Origin of the sequence: Portibacter lacus, assembly GCF_021533215.1 — a bacterium.
In the GTDB taxonomy this organism is placed as follows: Bacteria; Bacteroidota; Bacteroidia; order Chitinophagales; family Saprospiraceae; genus Portibacter; species Portibacter lacus.
The window spans coordinates 412,106-428,265 of sequence record NZ_JAJNKA010000002.1; the positions used below are offsets into that span (position 1 = coordinate 412,106).

Annotated in this window: 15 protein-coding genes; 7 read left to right on the plus strand and 8 right to left on the minus strand. The window is 36.3% G+C overall.

Annotated elements, in window-relative coordinates; all coding sequences use genetic code 11:
- The first annotated feature begins 69 nt into the window (after window positions 1-69).
- Window positions 70-513 carry a DUF2141 domain-containing protein gene (locus tag L2586_RS04200; protein WP_235291537.1) on the plus strand — a complete coding sequence of 148 codons (444 nt, stop codon included), beginning with the start codon at window positions 70-72 and terminating at the stop codon, window positions 511-513.
- Between the two features lie 65 nt (window positions 514-578).
- Here L2586_RS04200 and L2586_RS04205 read toward each other — a convergent pair whose 3' ends face one another.
- The 7 genes from L2586_RS04205 to mnmG all read right to left on the minus strand — a co-directional run bounded on the left by L2586_RS04205 (window position 579) and on the right by mnmG (window position 10,071).
- Entirely contained in the window at window positions 579-989 is a 411-nt protein-coding gene (locus L2586_RS04205; RefSeq protein ID WP_235291538.1) for a T9SS type A sorting domain-containing protein, read from the minus strand.
- Between the two features lie 43 nt (window positions 990-1,032).
- Window positions 1,033-2,964 carry a sulfatase family protein gene (locus L2586_RS04210; RefSeq protein ID WP_235291539.1) on the minus strand — a complete coding sequence of 644 codons (1,932 nt, stop codon included), beginning with the start codon at window positions 2,962-2,964 and terminating at the stop codon, window positions 1,033-1,035.
- A 282-nt stretch (window positions 2,965-3,246) separates the two neighbouring features.
- On the minus strand, window positions 3,247-3,978 hold the full coding sequence (locus tag L2586_RS04215; RefSeq protein ID WP_235291540.1) for an SGNH/GDSL hydrolase family protein: 732 nt from the start codon (window positions 3,976-3,978) through the stop codon (window positions 3,247-3,249).
- Window positions 3,978-5,558: a glycoside hydrolase gene (locus L2586_RS04220; protein WP_235291541.1), complete on the minus strand. Its 1,581-nt coding sequence runs from the start codon at window positions 5,556-5,558 to the stop codon at window positions 3,978-3,980. The genes L2586_RS04215 and L2586_RS04220 overlap by 1 nt, the downstream gene beginning before the upstream one ends.
- Before the next feature lie 149 nt (window positions 5,559-5,707).
- Window positions 5,708-6,520 carry a helix-turn-helix domain-containing protein gene (locus L2586_RS04225; RefSeq protein WP_235291542.1) on the minus strand — a complete coding sequence of 271 codons (813 nt, stop codon included), beginning with the start codon at window positions 6,518-6,520 and terminating at the stop codon, window positions 5,708-5,710.
- A complete protein-coding gene (locus L2586_RS04230) occupies window positions 6,513-8,078 on the minus strand; it encodes a M81 family metallopeptidase (RefSeq protein ID WP_235291543.1) in 1,566 nt (521 codons plus the stop codon). The genes L2586_RS04225 and L2586_RS04230 overlap by 8 nt, the downstream gene beginning before the upstream one ends.
- Window positions 8,079-8,205: 127 nt before the next feature.
- Window positions 8,206-10,071, minus strand: coding sequence for a tRNA uridine-5-carboxymethylaminomethyl(34) synthesis enzyme MnmG (gene mnmG / locus L2586_RS04235; RefSeq protein ID WP_235291544.1), 1,866 nt, complete (start codon window positions 10,069-10,071; stop codon window positions 8,206-8,208).
- Between the two features lie 170 nt (window positions 10,072-10,241).
- Between mnmG and L2586_RS04240 the strand changes: the two genes are divergently transcribed.
- Genes L2586_RS04240 through L2586_RS04255 form a run of 4 tightly spaced genes read left to right on the plus strand, consistent with a single transcriptional unit; the run spans window position 10,242 to window position 12,781 of the window.
- Window positions 10,242-10,856: a Uma2 family endonuclease gene (locus tag L2586_RS04240; protein ID WP_235291545.1), complete on the plus strand. Its 615-nt coding sequence runs from the start codon at window positions 10,242-10,244 to the stop codon at window positions 10,854-10,856.
- Between the two features lie 24 nt (window positions 10,857-10,880).
- A complete protein-coding gene (locus L2586_RS04245; protein ID WP_235291546.1) occupies window positions 10,881-11,498 on the plus strand; it encodes a Uma2 family endonuclease in 618 nt (205 codons plus the stop codon).
- Window positions 11,499-11,521: 23 nt separating this feature from the next.
- On the plus strand, window positions 11,522-12,139 hold the full coding sequence (locus L2586_RS04250) for a Uma2 family endonuclease (RefSeq protein ID WP_235291547.1): 618 nt from the start codon (window positions 11,522-11,524) through the stop codon (window positions 12,137-12,139).
- 27 nt (window positions 12,140-12,166) lie between these two features.
- Entirely contained in the window at window positions 12,167-12,781 is a 615-nt protein-coding gene (locus L2586_RS04255; protein ID WP_235291548.1) for a Uma2 family endonuclease, read from the plus strand.
- Window positions 12,782-12,849: 68 nt separating this feature from the next.
- On the opposite strand, the gene L2586_RS04260 is transcribed toward L2586_RS04255, so the two are convergent.
- On the minus strand, window positions 12,850-14,319 hold the full coding sequence (locus L2586_RS04260; protein ID WP_235291549.1) for a TolC family protein: 1,470 nt from the start codon (window positions 14,317-14,319) through the stop codon (window positions 12,850-12,852).
- 253 nt (window positions 14,320-14,572) lie between these two features.
- Between L2586_RS04260 and L2586_RS04265 the strand changes: the two genes are divergently transcribed.
- Window positions 14,573-14,779 (plus strand): hypothetical protein, encoded by a 207-nt coding sequence (locus tag L2586_RS04265; protein ID WP_235291550.1) that lies wholly within the window; start codon window positions 14,573-14,575, stop codon window positions 14,777-14,779.
- Between the two features lie 20 nt (window positions 14,780-14,799).
- Entirely contained in the window at window positions 14,800-16,023 is a 1,224-nt protein-coding gene (locus tag L2586_RS04270) for a 6-bladed beta-propeller (RefSeq protein ID WP_235291551.1), read from the plus strand.
- The last annotated feature ends 137 nt before the right edge of the window (window positions 16,024-16,160 follow it).

Genomic DNA, 16,160 nt, shown 5'->3' on the forward strand with positions numbered 1-16,160 from the left:
AACATTGTTAATTTGTCATTAATAATTATTTAAATCCAACAAAATGGTAATTATTGCGTTTGAGTGAATATGAGATATTGGACAATTAAAATACTTTTAATAGTAGGCATTTTACCTTTTGGTCTAAGCGCACAACCTATTGAGGAAGGAGAAAACTTAACAATAGAGGTCACCGTGGTAGGCATTGACAAATTAAAAGGGGACATTAGAATTGCACTCTATAACGAAGAAGGAAACTTTCCTAGCGAGTCAGATATTGATGATTTTCGAGTAGAAAGTATAAAAGAAGCAACTCATAAAGTGAAATTTAATGTTGCCTCTAAAGGTAAATATGCAATTGCTGTGCTCCATGATGTTTCTAAGAATGGAGGAATGGATTTTAATATCGTAGGATATCCTAAAGAGCCGTATGGTTTTTCAAACAATCCTGGAATATGGTACCGAAAACCAACCTTCACTGAATGTGCATTCGATGTCTCTCAGAATACTTCTATCAAAGTAGAATTAAATTAAGAGTGTTTTCCTTTTACTTTTTAACAAGTAATATATCATAAGGCTAAGGCATTGACCTAAAAAAACTACTCCACCACAATTCTCTCTGTAAACGTCCCATTCTTAGTCGTTAACTTTATAAGAAATACACCCGACCCCAAAATCCTATCTCTACTAATCTGAATTTTATTTCTAAAAGTATTATTGTAGACCATCCTGCCTTGCAAATCATAAATCGAAATTTTCACTGCTTCTGCCTGGCTAGATTCGATGGTGAACTCCCGATGAGATGGATTAGGATATACCGAATAACTATCTGAATCTATTTTCTGAGATGAAGCGGAGCCAGTCATTGCTCCTTCATAATACTCGAATGCATCACAAAAAATTTCTGTGCCGCTACTCGCTTCGTTTTTATTACCACTCACTTGGGCACTAATTCTTAATAGAAATCCGAGCAGGAATACTGCGCCTAATGAAAACTTACTTTTTTTCATGATTGGAAAAATTGTTACTGATTTTATAAATGATCGGTGCTTTTTACTGCTTAAATTTTGTGTTGTTTTCAACAATTCCAAGAATTCCAAGGAAATCAGTACAAGATGCCTTTACCTTATAGGGTGAAGAACCTTTCAAACGAACTGCTTTAACAAGCTCTATAAATGGCTCTTTCTGATCGCAATACAACAAATAATTAATGGTCATCAATGCCAATTCAAAATTCTCACTTTCGATATAGCTTTTCAAGATTCCTTCCGCTTCTGAGTTATTCAGAAAACGATAAGCCATAGCGGAAGCAGTGATGGCTACTGGTGGATATGAATCTCTTATCACCTCGGAAATAGCGCTAGCATATTTTTCTTTTAGGTCAATGTTTTGAGCATACAATCCCAGAATTCCCCAATAACGAACGATAGGATTAGAATCTTTTAAAAGTGCTGCTTGCTTAGCTGCGATATTCGCACCTCTAAACCCAGCTAAAGCTGCTGCATCATAAATTTCAGCTAGCGGATACTGCTTTGGGTCTAGTCTATATTCATACGGTGTAGTTGTTTTGGAAAGGATTCCAATTTCATATTCTGGAAGGAACATGACATCGCGTGAAGCTAAAATCTCCTTTTTCAAATTCGCCCGCATTTGCTTCAACAACTTCTGATGTCCTGGATCATTCGCGAGATTATTCGTTTCCCATAGATCCTTCTCTATATCAAATAGATATTCAGGTGGTCTTTCTTCAAACAAACTTTTTTGCAATGGATTCAGTTTATTTTCCGCTAAGTCCTTTCGCATTTCTTGAGTAATCTCTCCTATTTCTACATATCGAATGTATTTGCTTTGCGGCAAAAAAGGCATATAATTCCTTGAGTAAACGTATCTGCCATTGGTCACAGATCTCACCATATCGATTCCATTATCCGCTCGGTCAGATGATAGAACTAGGTGGTCAGCTTTAGGTGCACGCTTCTTGCCCATTAAAATTCGGCCCTCCAAATGCTCCGGAATTCTTCCTCCACTAAGGCTAATCATCGTTGGAGCTAAGTCTGTAAATTCAATTAGCTCGTCTGTTACAACTCCGCCCGTTCCCCATGGAGACAAATGCTTATACTTTTCAGGGAAACTTATAATAAATGGCACTCGATATCCCAGATTAATTCCATTTGTTTTTCCTCTAGGAATTCCTTCACCATGATCTCCATAAAAAACTATTATAGTATTATCCCGTAATCCATCCTTTTCCAATCGATCGAGTAAGTCTCCGATTTTATTATCGGTCAATTTAATCGAATTATAAACCCTTGCAACTTGCTTTCTCATAGCTGGAGTGTCCTTGTAAAATGGTGGCATGTCAAAATCATTATCACCTATCATCTCGCTTTCATCCAAGTAAGCAACCACGTTTTTCTGATACCATTCGTAAGACTCCGTCATGGTTCTTGACTGGTGAGAATCAGCATAATTAAAGACTGCAAAAAATGCCTGACCAGTTTCTCTATTCCACCAACCCGCTTTGTTAGAACTTTCATTCCAAGCTTCTTTGGTAAATGCCTTCATATTGGCAACATTATAGTCCGTTTTGCTATTATTCGTCGTATAATATCCTGCTTCCTGCAAGTAATAAGGAAAGCCCTTGATGTATTCAGGAACTGGATAATTGCTTCTGTGATTCCCTGTTCCCATTTTATAGGTTTTCACACCAGTTATGATCGCTGAACGACTTGGAGAGCAAACAGTTCCAGTTGAAAATGCATTCGTGAAACGAACACCTTCTTTCGCCAGTTGGTCTATTACAGGAGTGCTTGCATCCTTATTCCCATAACAGCCGATAAATTGTGGAGAGGTATCCTCGATGGTAATCCAAAGAATATTTGGGCTCTCTATCGACTTTTTTGAGTTTTCTAAGGTCTTACAACTTAGTAAACCAATGATAAATAAACACAATAAGCTGACATTTCGTAGATGCATGTTCTTCATTTTCTGTCCTATTTTAATTGACTTCAGTAGTCTTGTTTTTAATTTTTCCGACGTCTAAGATGAACAAAATCTTCTAAAATATTCCTTGACTTTCATTTCATCCAGCCATTTGACAATTTTTATTGCCAATATATAATTATTAGCACCTTAGTCGACAAGCATGATAAGGATAACATTTTCCACAACTTACTAACTAAAGTTAGCTTTGCAGAATTACTTTATTGAACAAAAAGAAATCCAATAAACAGAAAAACGTACGCAGAACTAATTTTGAAATTACTTTTAAAACAATTCATTGACTATTTCATTTAATACAATTTTATGGCCTAATTCATTAGGATGATTTCCTTGACTCATATATGCTGTAATGTCTTTACCTTCTTTTTTTAAGGTTTTGAATGCATGATATACATCCACTACAGGAATATGGTATGCTTTCCCCAATCTTAAAATCATATTGGTATGATGCTGTAACGGTGTGTTATCATCTAATATATCTTCACTTAGATCTGGAGTCGGTGTCAGCAAAACTATTTTAACTTCCGCCGCTAATGCCTCTTTTATCATTGATTCCCATGCTGCTTCTGAACGTTCTAGTCCGATGCCTCTATCATTCAAAGCATAGTCTATAAAGATCAAATCTGGCCTCATGTTAAGGACTTCATCTTCGAATCGTTTAGCGCCTTGTTCGGCTTGCTCTCCACCTATGGAAGTTGTAATACTATTCACAACTGAAGAAATATACTCTTGCTTAATAAACTTCAGAAACAAATGAGGATATGCATCTAAAGTATTAACGTAAGGAGTTCTGAAATAACCAGAAGGCACGCTGTGTCCATGAAAAATGAAATTAATCGTCCTGTTTTTAGGCCAGACTTTGACTAGCTCTTCTTTCAGTTCAGCCAAGTAATCATCTTCTTGTTGTTCTTCTTGCTGTATTGATGGGTTTTCTAGTGTGGTTTCTCCACAAGCAAACATCACCAATGCATAAATAAACCATGTTACCATTTTCATTATTTTTTTATAATAAGTGTAGATACTGATCTTTTCGGAAGCGATAGATTATCGAGCTTTACGGACGTCTTCTTTAGATCTCTTCCATCATCTGTAATATATAAATCCCCATTTATAGACTTCACGCCCTCTAAATTTATCGCCTTCGATTCTTCTGTATAATTAATGAAGACGATCACCGCCTTTCCTTTCTCGAAATCCTTAAAAGCAACAACTTGAAGGTCTGTAGCTGCCTCTTCAAGAGATAAATTATGATCTAAAGTCGCTTCTATTCGCTTCATTCCTGGTCGCACAAACCGGGAAAAATTCCCGAATGCCCACAACAGTTTTGTTTCTGTTACCGTACCAGCAAACATTAATTGGTGATTCAATGCACTAGTATCATTCCTCACTCCATTTCCGATTCCATCATCTAGGTGAATAAGCCCATCTTTATAATCAAATTGAGAGAGCGCTGTCCACCATTCCCAGGACTTTGCATTCGCAATCGTCAGGTCGGAATGAATCACTCTAGCCACATACAATGCGGTCGGCATTCCCAAGTCTCGTCCTCTACCGCCAGTAATTTCAGGATTCTTCTCGAGGATACAAAATTCCGTTTGGTGGAAATCAAGTTCCGGATTTATTTCTTTAATTCTTTCGGCTAGTTTCTGTCTGACACTGATCTGCTTAGCTATCGGCCAAGTAGTGAAGTAACTATGAGAAGTGATGGCATATTCTAGGTTTTTAAAGTTTCCCATGTAGAAGGGCGACTCCCTATTAAAGAAAACATTCACCTGGTCGCCGTTCGAGTTTTTACCTCTCTCTCGATATAAGTAATCCATCTGTCCTGCTTCTCCCGCAAGTATTTTAGTGGATAATGTAGTCTTGCTTAAAGCCTCTGACAAATTCTTTGTGATCTTGAAGAGCTCCGCGTTTGTTGCTGGTGATCCTTCTTGATTCGACTTATCCCACGCCCATTGTGGTTCATTGAACGGGCTAATGTACTTGAATTCAATCTTTTCTTTCTGCTTGAAATGATCTAAAACAGTAACGATATAATTAGAAAAATTATCGTAGTGTTCCTCTTTGAGGTTGAAACCTAGGTCACCTTTAGTGGCGTGGGCGATTCCATTTTTCGTGTAAAAAACTGGAGGTGAAATCGTGTACAAAGTGAACATAGGAACGCCAAGTTTTTTCGCTTCTTGGAGGAACCAACGTTGCCCTTCATATTTAGACCAATCATAATTCCCATCTGCATCTAGAAAACATTCGGATCTTCTCCATACATTCCTTATATCCGCCTGATCACCTTGCTCCATAGACCCAGCGCCCAGATAAAATCGCCAATTAGAAAGCCCGATTCCGACCGGACTACCATCTGATTTTTCTTCCAAGCTGAAAAGTAAATTAGCGATCCTTTGTTTCTTTTCTTGAGGCCAATTTTTTCCAACGAATTGGGTACGCCATGAATCTGACGCTCCGAAACTGTGTATTTCTTGAAAGACGTTATCCGTATTTATTTTAATGGTCAATTTTTGATCCTGACTGAATAGTAAAGTCGGAATTAAGAAGCTGAGTATTAAAATTATCTGTTTCATTTTGCGCCTTTTATTTTCAGAGTCAATTTTTAATTAAGTTTACCAAGGTAGTTTCTATATTTTTATAACTAGCTAAGGAAACAAGGTAAATTCCACTTGGCAGGTTTTCCGCTGAAAAGTAGAGTTCTGAACTTGAATAATTAAGGTATCTACAAGAAAGCCTCTTTCGGTGTAACACCGTAGTAATTTTTAAATTCTTTGATGAAATGTGCTTGATCATAATATCCCATTTCATAGTAATACTTATTGGTTTTGAGGTCTTTATTTGAATGAGAAGCATTCAAGATATACTGGAATCGAACGACCTTGCTGAAAGACTTTGGTGTAGTGCCAATGTAATAATTAAATACTCTTCTGAGTTGTCTCGGACTGAGGCCAGTATTTAGTTCTGTTTCGATATCAACCTTCCCTTTACTTAGAAGAATGATGTTAATAGCATCATAGAATCGGCCATCTAAGTCAAACTTGTGGTCTTTTATAAATTGGCCTAGAAAATTATTAAAGACAGAAGCAATTTCATGGAGTTGATGCGAGGGGGAAAAGGAATCCTTAATCAATCTTGCCAACTGCGGCTGGACTTCTGTAAGTGGAGTTGATTTATTGCTAAGTGCTTTAGCATTGACCGAAAAAAGTTGAGAGAAAATGGATGGAAAGAATCGAATTCCAATATAGTTAAAATCTTTTCCGATCGGAAACGTTGTAAATTTTCTACAAAATCCCATAACTGAACTATCTACAGGATTGTTTAGATCAAAAAATATATCGATGCAACCGTCCGCCACTACGCGATACTCGTAATCCTCCTTCAATGGTCGAGAGGTCTTCAGTTGCCAGTAACAAAAGATTAGATTTTCTAGGCTTCGACAAGGAGAAATTTCTTGATAATCGATATAGCCAGATGCTTGCTTAGCAGATGGTTGTATAGGAGAATAATGAAAATCAAGAATTTCTTTTTCATTCATTCGAAAGCGGAATAAGTCTAGCGCTAAGATCAGGAGTTTCCATGTCTTTATCAAGTGGAAACATGGGTCTATTTATTCTTTTGTAATCTAGTCTTTGTAAATCTTGATCCACACCACCTGGAGTCAGCGCCATAATCCAACCAGCACGGATATCATATAATTCCGGCACCAAATAACCAATTTTCACCATGACGATGTCTGCATTCGAAGGATCTAGGCCAAGATTTGTAAAGTCTTTAATTTTGTGATAGGGTTTACGTTTTTTTGTAACGATAACTTTAGCGCTTCCAACCTGAACGACCACTTCAGTTTCTGCATGTTTGTCTCCATGTTCTATAGCTAGGATTTTTCCGTTAAGCATAACAGGTGGAGCGTATCGGTGATCGACTGCAGCACCAGCGGTTGCTTTTATTTCAGCACCAACGCCTAGTTTTATAGCTTCTGCAACAAATTCTGGTCCTGGTATAGATGCATAAATTAGTTCTGGTCCGTCTTCCGACTTAAATTCATTTCGCTTAAGTATTTCAGTAATAGTCCAAGTAACATCTCCAGCACCACCAGCTGTAGGATTGTCTCCCATATCACTAATAATAAATGGCTTCTCTTCCGCATTTAATGCCATTTCTAGACTTTCCTCTAAGCTTGCAACTGGGGCTACAAATTCAAATTCGTTTCTAACTTCCCAAAACTTAGAGGCTAACTTTTCAGCACCCTTGGTTACTTTTTCTTTATCATCTCCAGTGACCATGACGACGGCATGATTCCTTGGCTCGTCTGCCCAAGCATATCCTACCCAGATCGCTGCATCTATGACACCTTCTTGGTCTGCAATGGCAGGAATCTCAGCATAAAGACTCTTTGCTGGTTCTATCCGTGTACTTGTTTTTTCACCAGGAAGTAAGATGGGAACTGGAATCCAGGCTTTGTATTGTGGTCGTCCTTTTCCTGATGCTAACCTTTCTATTAAATTGTCAACAGCCCTTTGTTTAGATTCCATGGCATCTTCATGCGGTGCCATTCGGTAGCATGTCATTAAATCGGTGTGTTTTGCGAGTGTTTCAGAAACATTTCCGTGGAGGTCCATGCAAGTTGAGATGATTGTTTCCTTTCCGATTACTTTTCTAACTCTTTTGATGAGGTCACCTTCGGGATCATCGAGCTCTTCTACACTCATCGCTCCATGAATATCAAAAAACAAACCATCGTATGGTTTATTAGCTTCGAGGTTCTCAAGTAATTGCTTCACTAGAGATTCATAGGCTTCTTTCGTAACTATTCCACCTGGTAGGGAGTGACCCTTGAGCGCTGGATACCATCGTGCATTATTTCTAGCTTCTGAACCTTCTTTTAGAAAGGGATAAATTTCGAAAATATCTTCTCCAATTTTTGCTTGAAAAGCTTCTTCATGTGTTTTTGCTGGTGAAAAAGTACTGGACTCTATTGCTAAACCTGCGATTGCAATTTTGGGTAATTCACTATTCGGATTCTCTGTATTTTTTCCAGAATTACACTGACAAAAGAATAAGATAATCGTTGCTAGAAGTAATAAGTTTTTCATTTAAATAATTTTAAAGTCACTGAGTTAGTTAGAAAGAAGGCTATTTACTTATCAGCTAAGCAAAATAGACTACTCCATTAAAATTACTATAATTTCCAAACGGTTATATCGCTTTAAAACGAGTTAACTATCGGCCCATGTGAACCAATAAAACCGAAATATCCGAAGGTGATACTCCACTGATTCTGCTTGCTTGGCCAATGGTCATCGGCTTAAGTTTGTTCAGTTTTTCTCTAGCTTCCGCAGAAAGAGATTGCAAGCCATCATAATGAATGTTTTCACCTAGTTTTACTTCTTCAAGCCTATTCATCTTGTCTGCAACATCTTGCTCTTTCGCCAAGTAACCTTCATATTTCATATTGATTTCAGCAAGTCTGATGCTTTCCTGCTCGAATCGCTTCAAGAAATCGTCTAAGTGATCAACCTTTCCGCGGATATCTTCTAGATTAACCTGCGGTCTCGAGAGAACACTTTTAAGTTTAACTTTTTGCTTTAATGGTGTTGTGCCTTTTTCAGCTAGCATTGCATTCACAACCTCTGGCGTAACACTTACCTCTTCGAAATATTTCTCGACAGCGGCAGCTGAAGCGGCTTTCACTTCTACTCGTTCTATTCTTTCATCCATGTGATTCATACCTATCGCCTTAGCAATCGGAGTCAATCGGATATCCGCATTGTCCTGACGTAGCAAGATTCTGAATTCCGCTCTGGATGTAAACATTCTATAAGGCTCTGTAGTCCCTTTGTTGATTAAGTCATCGATTAACACACCTATATAAGCATCAGACCTTTTCAAGATGAATGGATCTTTTTCATTAATGGCGAGATGAGCATTAATACCTGCCATTAAACCTTGGGAAGCAGCTTCTTCGTAACCTGTCGTTCCATTAATCTGTCCTGCAAAAAATAGATTGCTGACCAATCTTGTTTCTAGATTAGCTTTCAATTGTGTAGGCTGAAAATAATCATATTCTATAGCGTATCCAGGTCTAAACATCTTGGCATTTTCAAAGCCAGGAATAAGTCTCATCGCTTTGTATTGTACCTCTTCAGGTAAGGACGACGAAAATCCATTGACATAGATTTCTACTGTTTTCCAACCTTCTGGTTCTACAAATAACTGATGTCTATCGCGATCAGCGAAACGGTCTATTTTATCTTCGATACTCGGACAATACCGAGGACCTGTACCTCTAATCGAACCATTAAATAAAGGAGATCTGTCGAATCCAGTTTTAAGAATTTCGTGTACCTTTTTATTGGTATAAGTGATGTGACATGGTCTCTGTTTTTCTAGTCTAGGAGTATCAGTATAGGAAAATTTTCCTGCTACTTCATCACCTGGCTGAACTTCCATTGCATCCCAGTTTAGACTTCTGCCATCTACTCTCGGAGGAGTTCCGGTTTTCATTCTACCTGATTCAAAACCCAGCGTTTCCAGTTGTTCTGTAATTCCTGTGGATGCTCTTTCTCCAGCTCTTCCGCCACCGAAATTTTTATCTCCGATGTGAATGAGTCCATTTAGAAAAGTACCATTTGTTAGAATGACAGACTTCGCAGGAATTTCTAAACCAATACCTGTTCGAACTCCCACCGCTCTTCCATCTTTTATGACTAGGCCTGTGACCATCTCTTGCCAGAAGTCAATGTTTTCATTTCCTTCAAGCATTAAACGCCACTTTTCGGCGAACATCATTCGGTCAGATTGTGCTCGAGGACTCCACATTGCAGGACCTTTAGACATGTTCAGCATTCGAAACTGAATCATGGTATGGTCCGTAACAATACCTGAATAGCCACCTAAAGCGTCTATTTCACGAACTATTTGGCCTTTAGCAACTCCACCCATGGCAGGATTACAAGACATTTGTGCTATGGTATTCATATTCATGGTTGCTAACATGACTTTCGAGCCCATATTAGCTGCAGCGACTGCTGCTTCGCAACCTGCATGACCACCACCTACTACTATTACATCGTATTCTGGAAACATGGCGCAAAAATACAGAAATAAAATTTACTAGTTACTTAAACGGAGAGGATAAAAATAGATGAAGGTATAATATGCCTTCTGATTAACAAGTGTTTAAGTTTGAGAATATTACTTTTCTGAATTGCTAATTAATTTTTAAACCGTTAACTTTAAAGGTTAAACATTGGTCTATGAAAGAGGAAGATGAAAAAAATAAAGTTGATGAACCTTTAACATTGTATAAGGAGAACTATACTTATGCCGATTATCTAAAGTTTGAGTTTGAGGAGATGGTGGAGTTGATAAGAGGAAAGATATTCAAGATGTCTCCAGCGCCTTCATCGAATCATCAGAGGATAAGTAGAAATTTAACTAGGGAAGTAGATCATCTATTTAAGAGGTCTAAATGCGAACTGTTCATTGCCCCATTCGATGTTATTCTTCCTGTTGAAAATAAAAAGAGAAATCAATCTAATACTGTTGTCCAGCCTGACTTATGCATTATATGTGATGCTTCAAAGATAGAAAAGGCGGGCTGTTTCGGAGCTCCAGACTTAGTTATAGAAATACTTTCACCGAATACCTCGAAGAAAGATCTGGAATATAAGTATTCAGTTTATGAGGAATCCTGTGTGCAGGAATATTGGACTGTAATGCCAGAAGTAGAAGCCGTGGTGATCTATGTAATAGAAAACGGAAGATATCAGAAATTTAAGGCATTTGGAAAGGAAGATGTGCTTTATTCGAGCATATTTCCAGAGCTGAAAGTAAAATTGGAAGATGTTTTTCCAGAGCAGGTGGATTAATGGTGATTGTTAATTAAATTTAAAATGATGAAAACTGAAGACAAAAAGAACCACGTAGAAGAACCGGTTTCACTTTATAGTGAGCATTACACTTATGCCGATTATCTGAATTTCGACTTCGAGGAAATGGTGGAACTAATTCGTGGAAAGATATTTAAGATGTCTCCTGCTCCTTCATCGAATCATCAGAGGATAGTAAGTAATTTACATTTTGAAGTTAGGAAATTGTTTAATAAAAAGAATTGTGAGCTTTTCATTGCACCTTTTGACGTGATCCTACCTGTAGAAAATAAGAAAAAGAATCAATCTAACACAGTTGTCCAGCCTGACTTATGCATTATATGTGATGCTTCAAAGATAGAAAAGGCGGGCTGTTTCGGAGCTCCAGACCTGGTCATAGAAATCATTTCACCGTATACTTCGAAGAAAGATCTGGAATATAAGTATTCAGTTTATGAGGAATCCGGAGTGCAGGAATATTGGATAGTAATGCCAGAAGTAGAAGCCGTGATGATCTATGTATTAGAGAACGGAAAATATCAGAAATTTAAGGCATTTGGAAAGGAAGATGAGCTTTACTCGAGCATATTTCCAGAACTGAAAGTAAAATTGCAAGATGTTTTTCCGGAGCAGGTGGATTAATGTTGATTGTCAAATAAATTTAAATGATGAAAACTGAAAACAAGAAAAATCAAGTAGAAGAGCCAGTTTCGCTCTATAGTGATAAATATACCTATGCTGATTATTTGAAGTTTGAATTCGAAGAAATGGTGGAATTGATTCGGGGGAAGCTATTTAAGATGTCTCCCGCACCTTCATCGAATCATCAGAAGATAAGCGGTAATTTGCATGGAGAACTATATCAGAAATTCAAGAAATCTGCGTGTGAACTTTTTAGTGCTCCCTTCGACGTCATTCTTCCCATTGAAAATAAAAAGAGAAATCAGTCTAATACTGTTGTGCAGCCTGATCTCTGCATCATTTGTGATTCATCGAAAATAGAAAAAGCAGGCTGTTTTGGAGCACCAGACTTGGTCATCGAAATCATATCACCGAATACCTTGAAAAAAGACCTAGAATATAAATATTCAATTTATGAAGAATCAGGAGTCAGGGAATATTGGACAGTACTCCCTGGTGAAGAAGCAGTTATTATCCATGTTCTAGTAGATAAAAAGTATGAGCAATTTAAGGCATTTGGAAAGGAAGATGAGCTTTATTCGAGCATTTTCCCAGAGATGAAGATTAAGTTGGATGATGTTTTTCCGAAGCAGGAGGATTAATGTTGATTGTTAAGTAAATTTAAAATGATGAAAACTGAAGACAAGAAAAATCAAGTAGAAGAGCCAGTTTCGCTCTATAGTGATAAATATACCTATGCCGATTATCTGAAATTCGACTTCGAAGAAATGGTGGAACTGATAAGAGGAAAGATATTCAAGATGTCTCCAGCACCTTCGTCTAATCATCAAAGAATCAGTACGAATCTTACTGGAGAACTTCATAGTATATTTAAAAAATCTGAATGTAATCTTTATCACGCACCCTTCGACGTCATTCTACCTATTGAAAATAAAAAGAGAAATCAGTCCAATACCGTTGTTCAGCCAGATCTTTGCATCATTTGTGATTCATCGAAAATAGAAAAAGCAGGCTGTTTTGGAGTACCAGACCTGGTCATAGAAATCATTTCACCGAATACTTCGAAGAAAGATCTGGAATATAAGTATTCAGTTTATGAGGAATCTGGTGTTCGGGAGTATTGGATAGTAATGCCAGAAGTAGAAGCCGTGGTGATCTATGTATTAGAGAACGGAAAATATCAGAAATTTAAGGCATTTGGAAAGGAAGATGAGCTTTATTCGAGCATTTTCCCAGAGATGAAGATTAAGTTGGATGATGTTTTTCCGAAGCAGGAGGATTAATGTTGATAATTAAACTTGATCATATAAACCTGCAATTTGCGCTGATACAGCTTTTCAAAAGTAGGAATTTATTGGACAAGCATTGTATTACTGACGAAGTCGAATAGACATATAGACCTAATCTTAAAGTAGGTTATAATCAAGTCAAGGTTCAAACTAACTTGATTACTAGAATCATTTATCATTTGTGAACGAGCATCATTTAAATCAGTAAGAGTTACAGCGCCTGCAAGATATTCCCGCTGAGATAATAAATAAATCTCTTCTGATTGTTTTAAGCGGTCTTCCACATAATTTAATCTGGTTTTAAGATTATTAAAAGTGGTTACCAGAGATTCTAAATCCATTTCTACATCTTGCCTTTCTTGAGCAAAAATGATCTCTTGTTGTACATATTGTTCTTTAGCAATTTCTAGGTTAATTTTTCTTTCTTTATAACCATTTAAAGGTATCGAAAAAGAAATTCCTAAATTCTCCTGATCTTGCATTCCTATCAACAATTGATCAATATCAGTATTTGTATTATTAGCCCCGCCCGATGCAGAAATAGATAATGATATGTCTTTTGTTTGATCGATTCGATTGATTTCTGCTTCTAAATCTTTCTGAAGAGCATAATTTTTATAATTGAAGTAAGTGTTGTTTGCAAATGCATCCTTCACTTCTATTGTGTTCATGTCACTAGGCAAATCAATGTTAGGTTTCATAAGTTGGATTGCACGATTATCGAAGGCCTGAATTTGAATAAATTCATTCAACGCTATCATATTGATGGTTAGAGATGACTTTAATTCCTCAATATTTTCAGTTAGTATTTTTTTCTCTAATTCTAGACGAAGAATTTCTATTTTTCCTATGGCACCGAGATCATATAATCTGCTTTGAATTTGAGTTAGCCTATCATTATTTTCTGCTGCTTCTAGGAGGATTTCAAGTTCTTGTTGTAGTTCAAAAGTCGAGCAGTATTTTTCTATAATTTCTGAAATGATCTGTTCACGGACGTGACTTTTTTCTAAGGTCAATTTTTCCGAAAGGATATTAATGCGTTCTCGCTCCCATTTCGTTTCATCAAATTGAAAGGGAGAGTATTGATAGCCAAGTTTAAAAGGTGTGAAAAAGTAATTTCTAGAATAAGGTAAAGTCTGAGTTCTTAGAATATCAAGTCTTTGAATACTGCTAACTGCTGTGAGTTTTCCAAAATTTCCAGGAAGTTCATAATCTGCAGATATTCCAATGCTATTGTACATGGTGGATCGATTAACGAAAGCATCTCTTCCATCTGGTAATGGTCTAGATTCTATTGCTCTTGAAAGGTTAGGAAGAATTCCATCTAGGTAGAAATTGGGTTTTAAAGATTCATTAAATTTTAGCAGGTTGAGTTCACCTTCTGTGATTTTTAAATCATGGGCTTTAATTTCTAGTGCATTTGAAAGTCCTTTATCAAGTGCCTCAACTAAAGAAATTCTTAAGGTATCTTCTTGAGAGTATAAAATAATTGAAGAAATTAAAAATAGGAAGGACGCAAGAAATGTTTTCATAGTTATTAAGCTAGGTGATGAACTTAAAAATAAGAAAACTGTGTGAAAATGGAGGTGTAATTATAAAATTTTGGTCAGCTTAAAAATTTAATTGAATTTAATTGAATTTAATTGAATTTAATTGAAGCTAATTGTTTCAGCTCTTTAATAAATGTTTATTTGAATCTATATTTAAGTACAGCATGTAAATGGATTCCCTTTAAAACTGCTGTTAGATTTTCAATATTTTTCTTAATATTTAAACTTTGAGTCAATGAAAAAATTAATAAAAGTTTTGCTTTTCACAGTGTTACCCCTATTTGCTTTCCTTATTATTAGTCCATCACCAGCAAATGCTAGAATGGGAGATGACCTTATGGTAATAGCTAAGGCCTGTCCAGGAGGTGGTACATATGATGTATGCTGGGCATATTGCGGTGGCTGTTATTGCAATCCTTCTTCTCAAACTCTTTGCAATTAATGCACAGAAAAAGTATTTTTATGAATAAAAGTAAAATGGTTAGCAGACTCATATCAAATTTCATATTGGTGTTTATGCTATCCATTTTATTAGTAGCCTGTAATTCGGATAAGAATCAAAGTGAGGTTACTAATAACTTAGCTCATGCAGAAGTGGTGAATTACAATGAGCCAGAAGACTTTATAATGTCTGAACATATAGACAGCATCACCTTTGTACCTCTTAAAGCACCATATACTTTTGGATGGGTTTCTGAAAGAATAAAAATAACAGATCAGCATATTTACTTTCTTTATACACCATATCCAGATGCATGTTATCTTATCATTTGTGATCGAAAAGGAAATTTTGTTCATCAGATCGTTTCTGAGAGCAATGATCAACAAAATATTGTGACGATTAGCGATATTGAAATTCTTAATGATACACTTTATGTATTGCATGATGACAAGATTTCAGTGTATAACACGTTCGACTTTTCTAAAATAGGGGAGTCTATCTTTTTGCAAGATCGATATCAAGAATTCGAAAAAACAGCATTTGGCTTTTTATGTTATAATGCAGCTCAAGGGCTTCATAAATATGATAATAAAGGTATATTCTTATCCGCGGACCCTCTTCTAGATAATTATCCCTCAAATATTTTGGATCTACTGTATCATTTTAGTGATATCATAAATTCAGAAAACTTTTATTTTTATTTTGGTTATAATCCATCTCTTTATATCGTAGAAAACAGGAGTGGAAAGTTGATTAATAAGATAACAAATGATGTAGGAAAGTATAATATTACAGAAAATGAATTAAATTCTATTATTCAAGCTGGCCCTGACGTAGGTGCTGTGAAAAATAATATTTGCAGAACCTTACATAAAATGTGTTATATGAACAATGTTTATGATCTAAGTCAGAAAATCATTCATGTAAGTAGGTTTAATAACCGTACCCACTTTCTGTCTTATGACAAAAAGACTAGAGAGCCTACCCTGTACGATAAAGTTATCAATGATACTGGCCTTCCTTTTCTAACAGAATATGAGTATTTCTACAATTTTGGCTCTTACAAGAATGAAATTATAGGCGTCATCGATCCCGAATATATTAATATGCAACTAGAGGATATAAGTGATCAGAAAATCCCTTCTAACTGGGATAAAGTAGCAGATCAGATTAATGAATTTTCGAATCCTGTAGTCGTCCTTTATCTCATGAAAGGACATGATAAAGAAGTAGTTGCATTGTAAAGTAATCTCCTGATGTTATCGCTTTTAGGGATGACATCAATCTTGTTTTGTATGATGATTTAGCACAAAGATCTTACATCGCGATAAGCGCAGTTGTAGATTTATAATCTTAATAAAAATAATACAAATCTAAAATA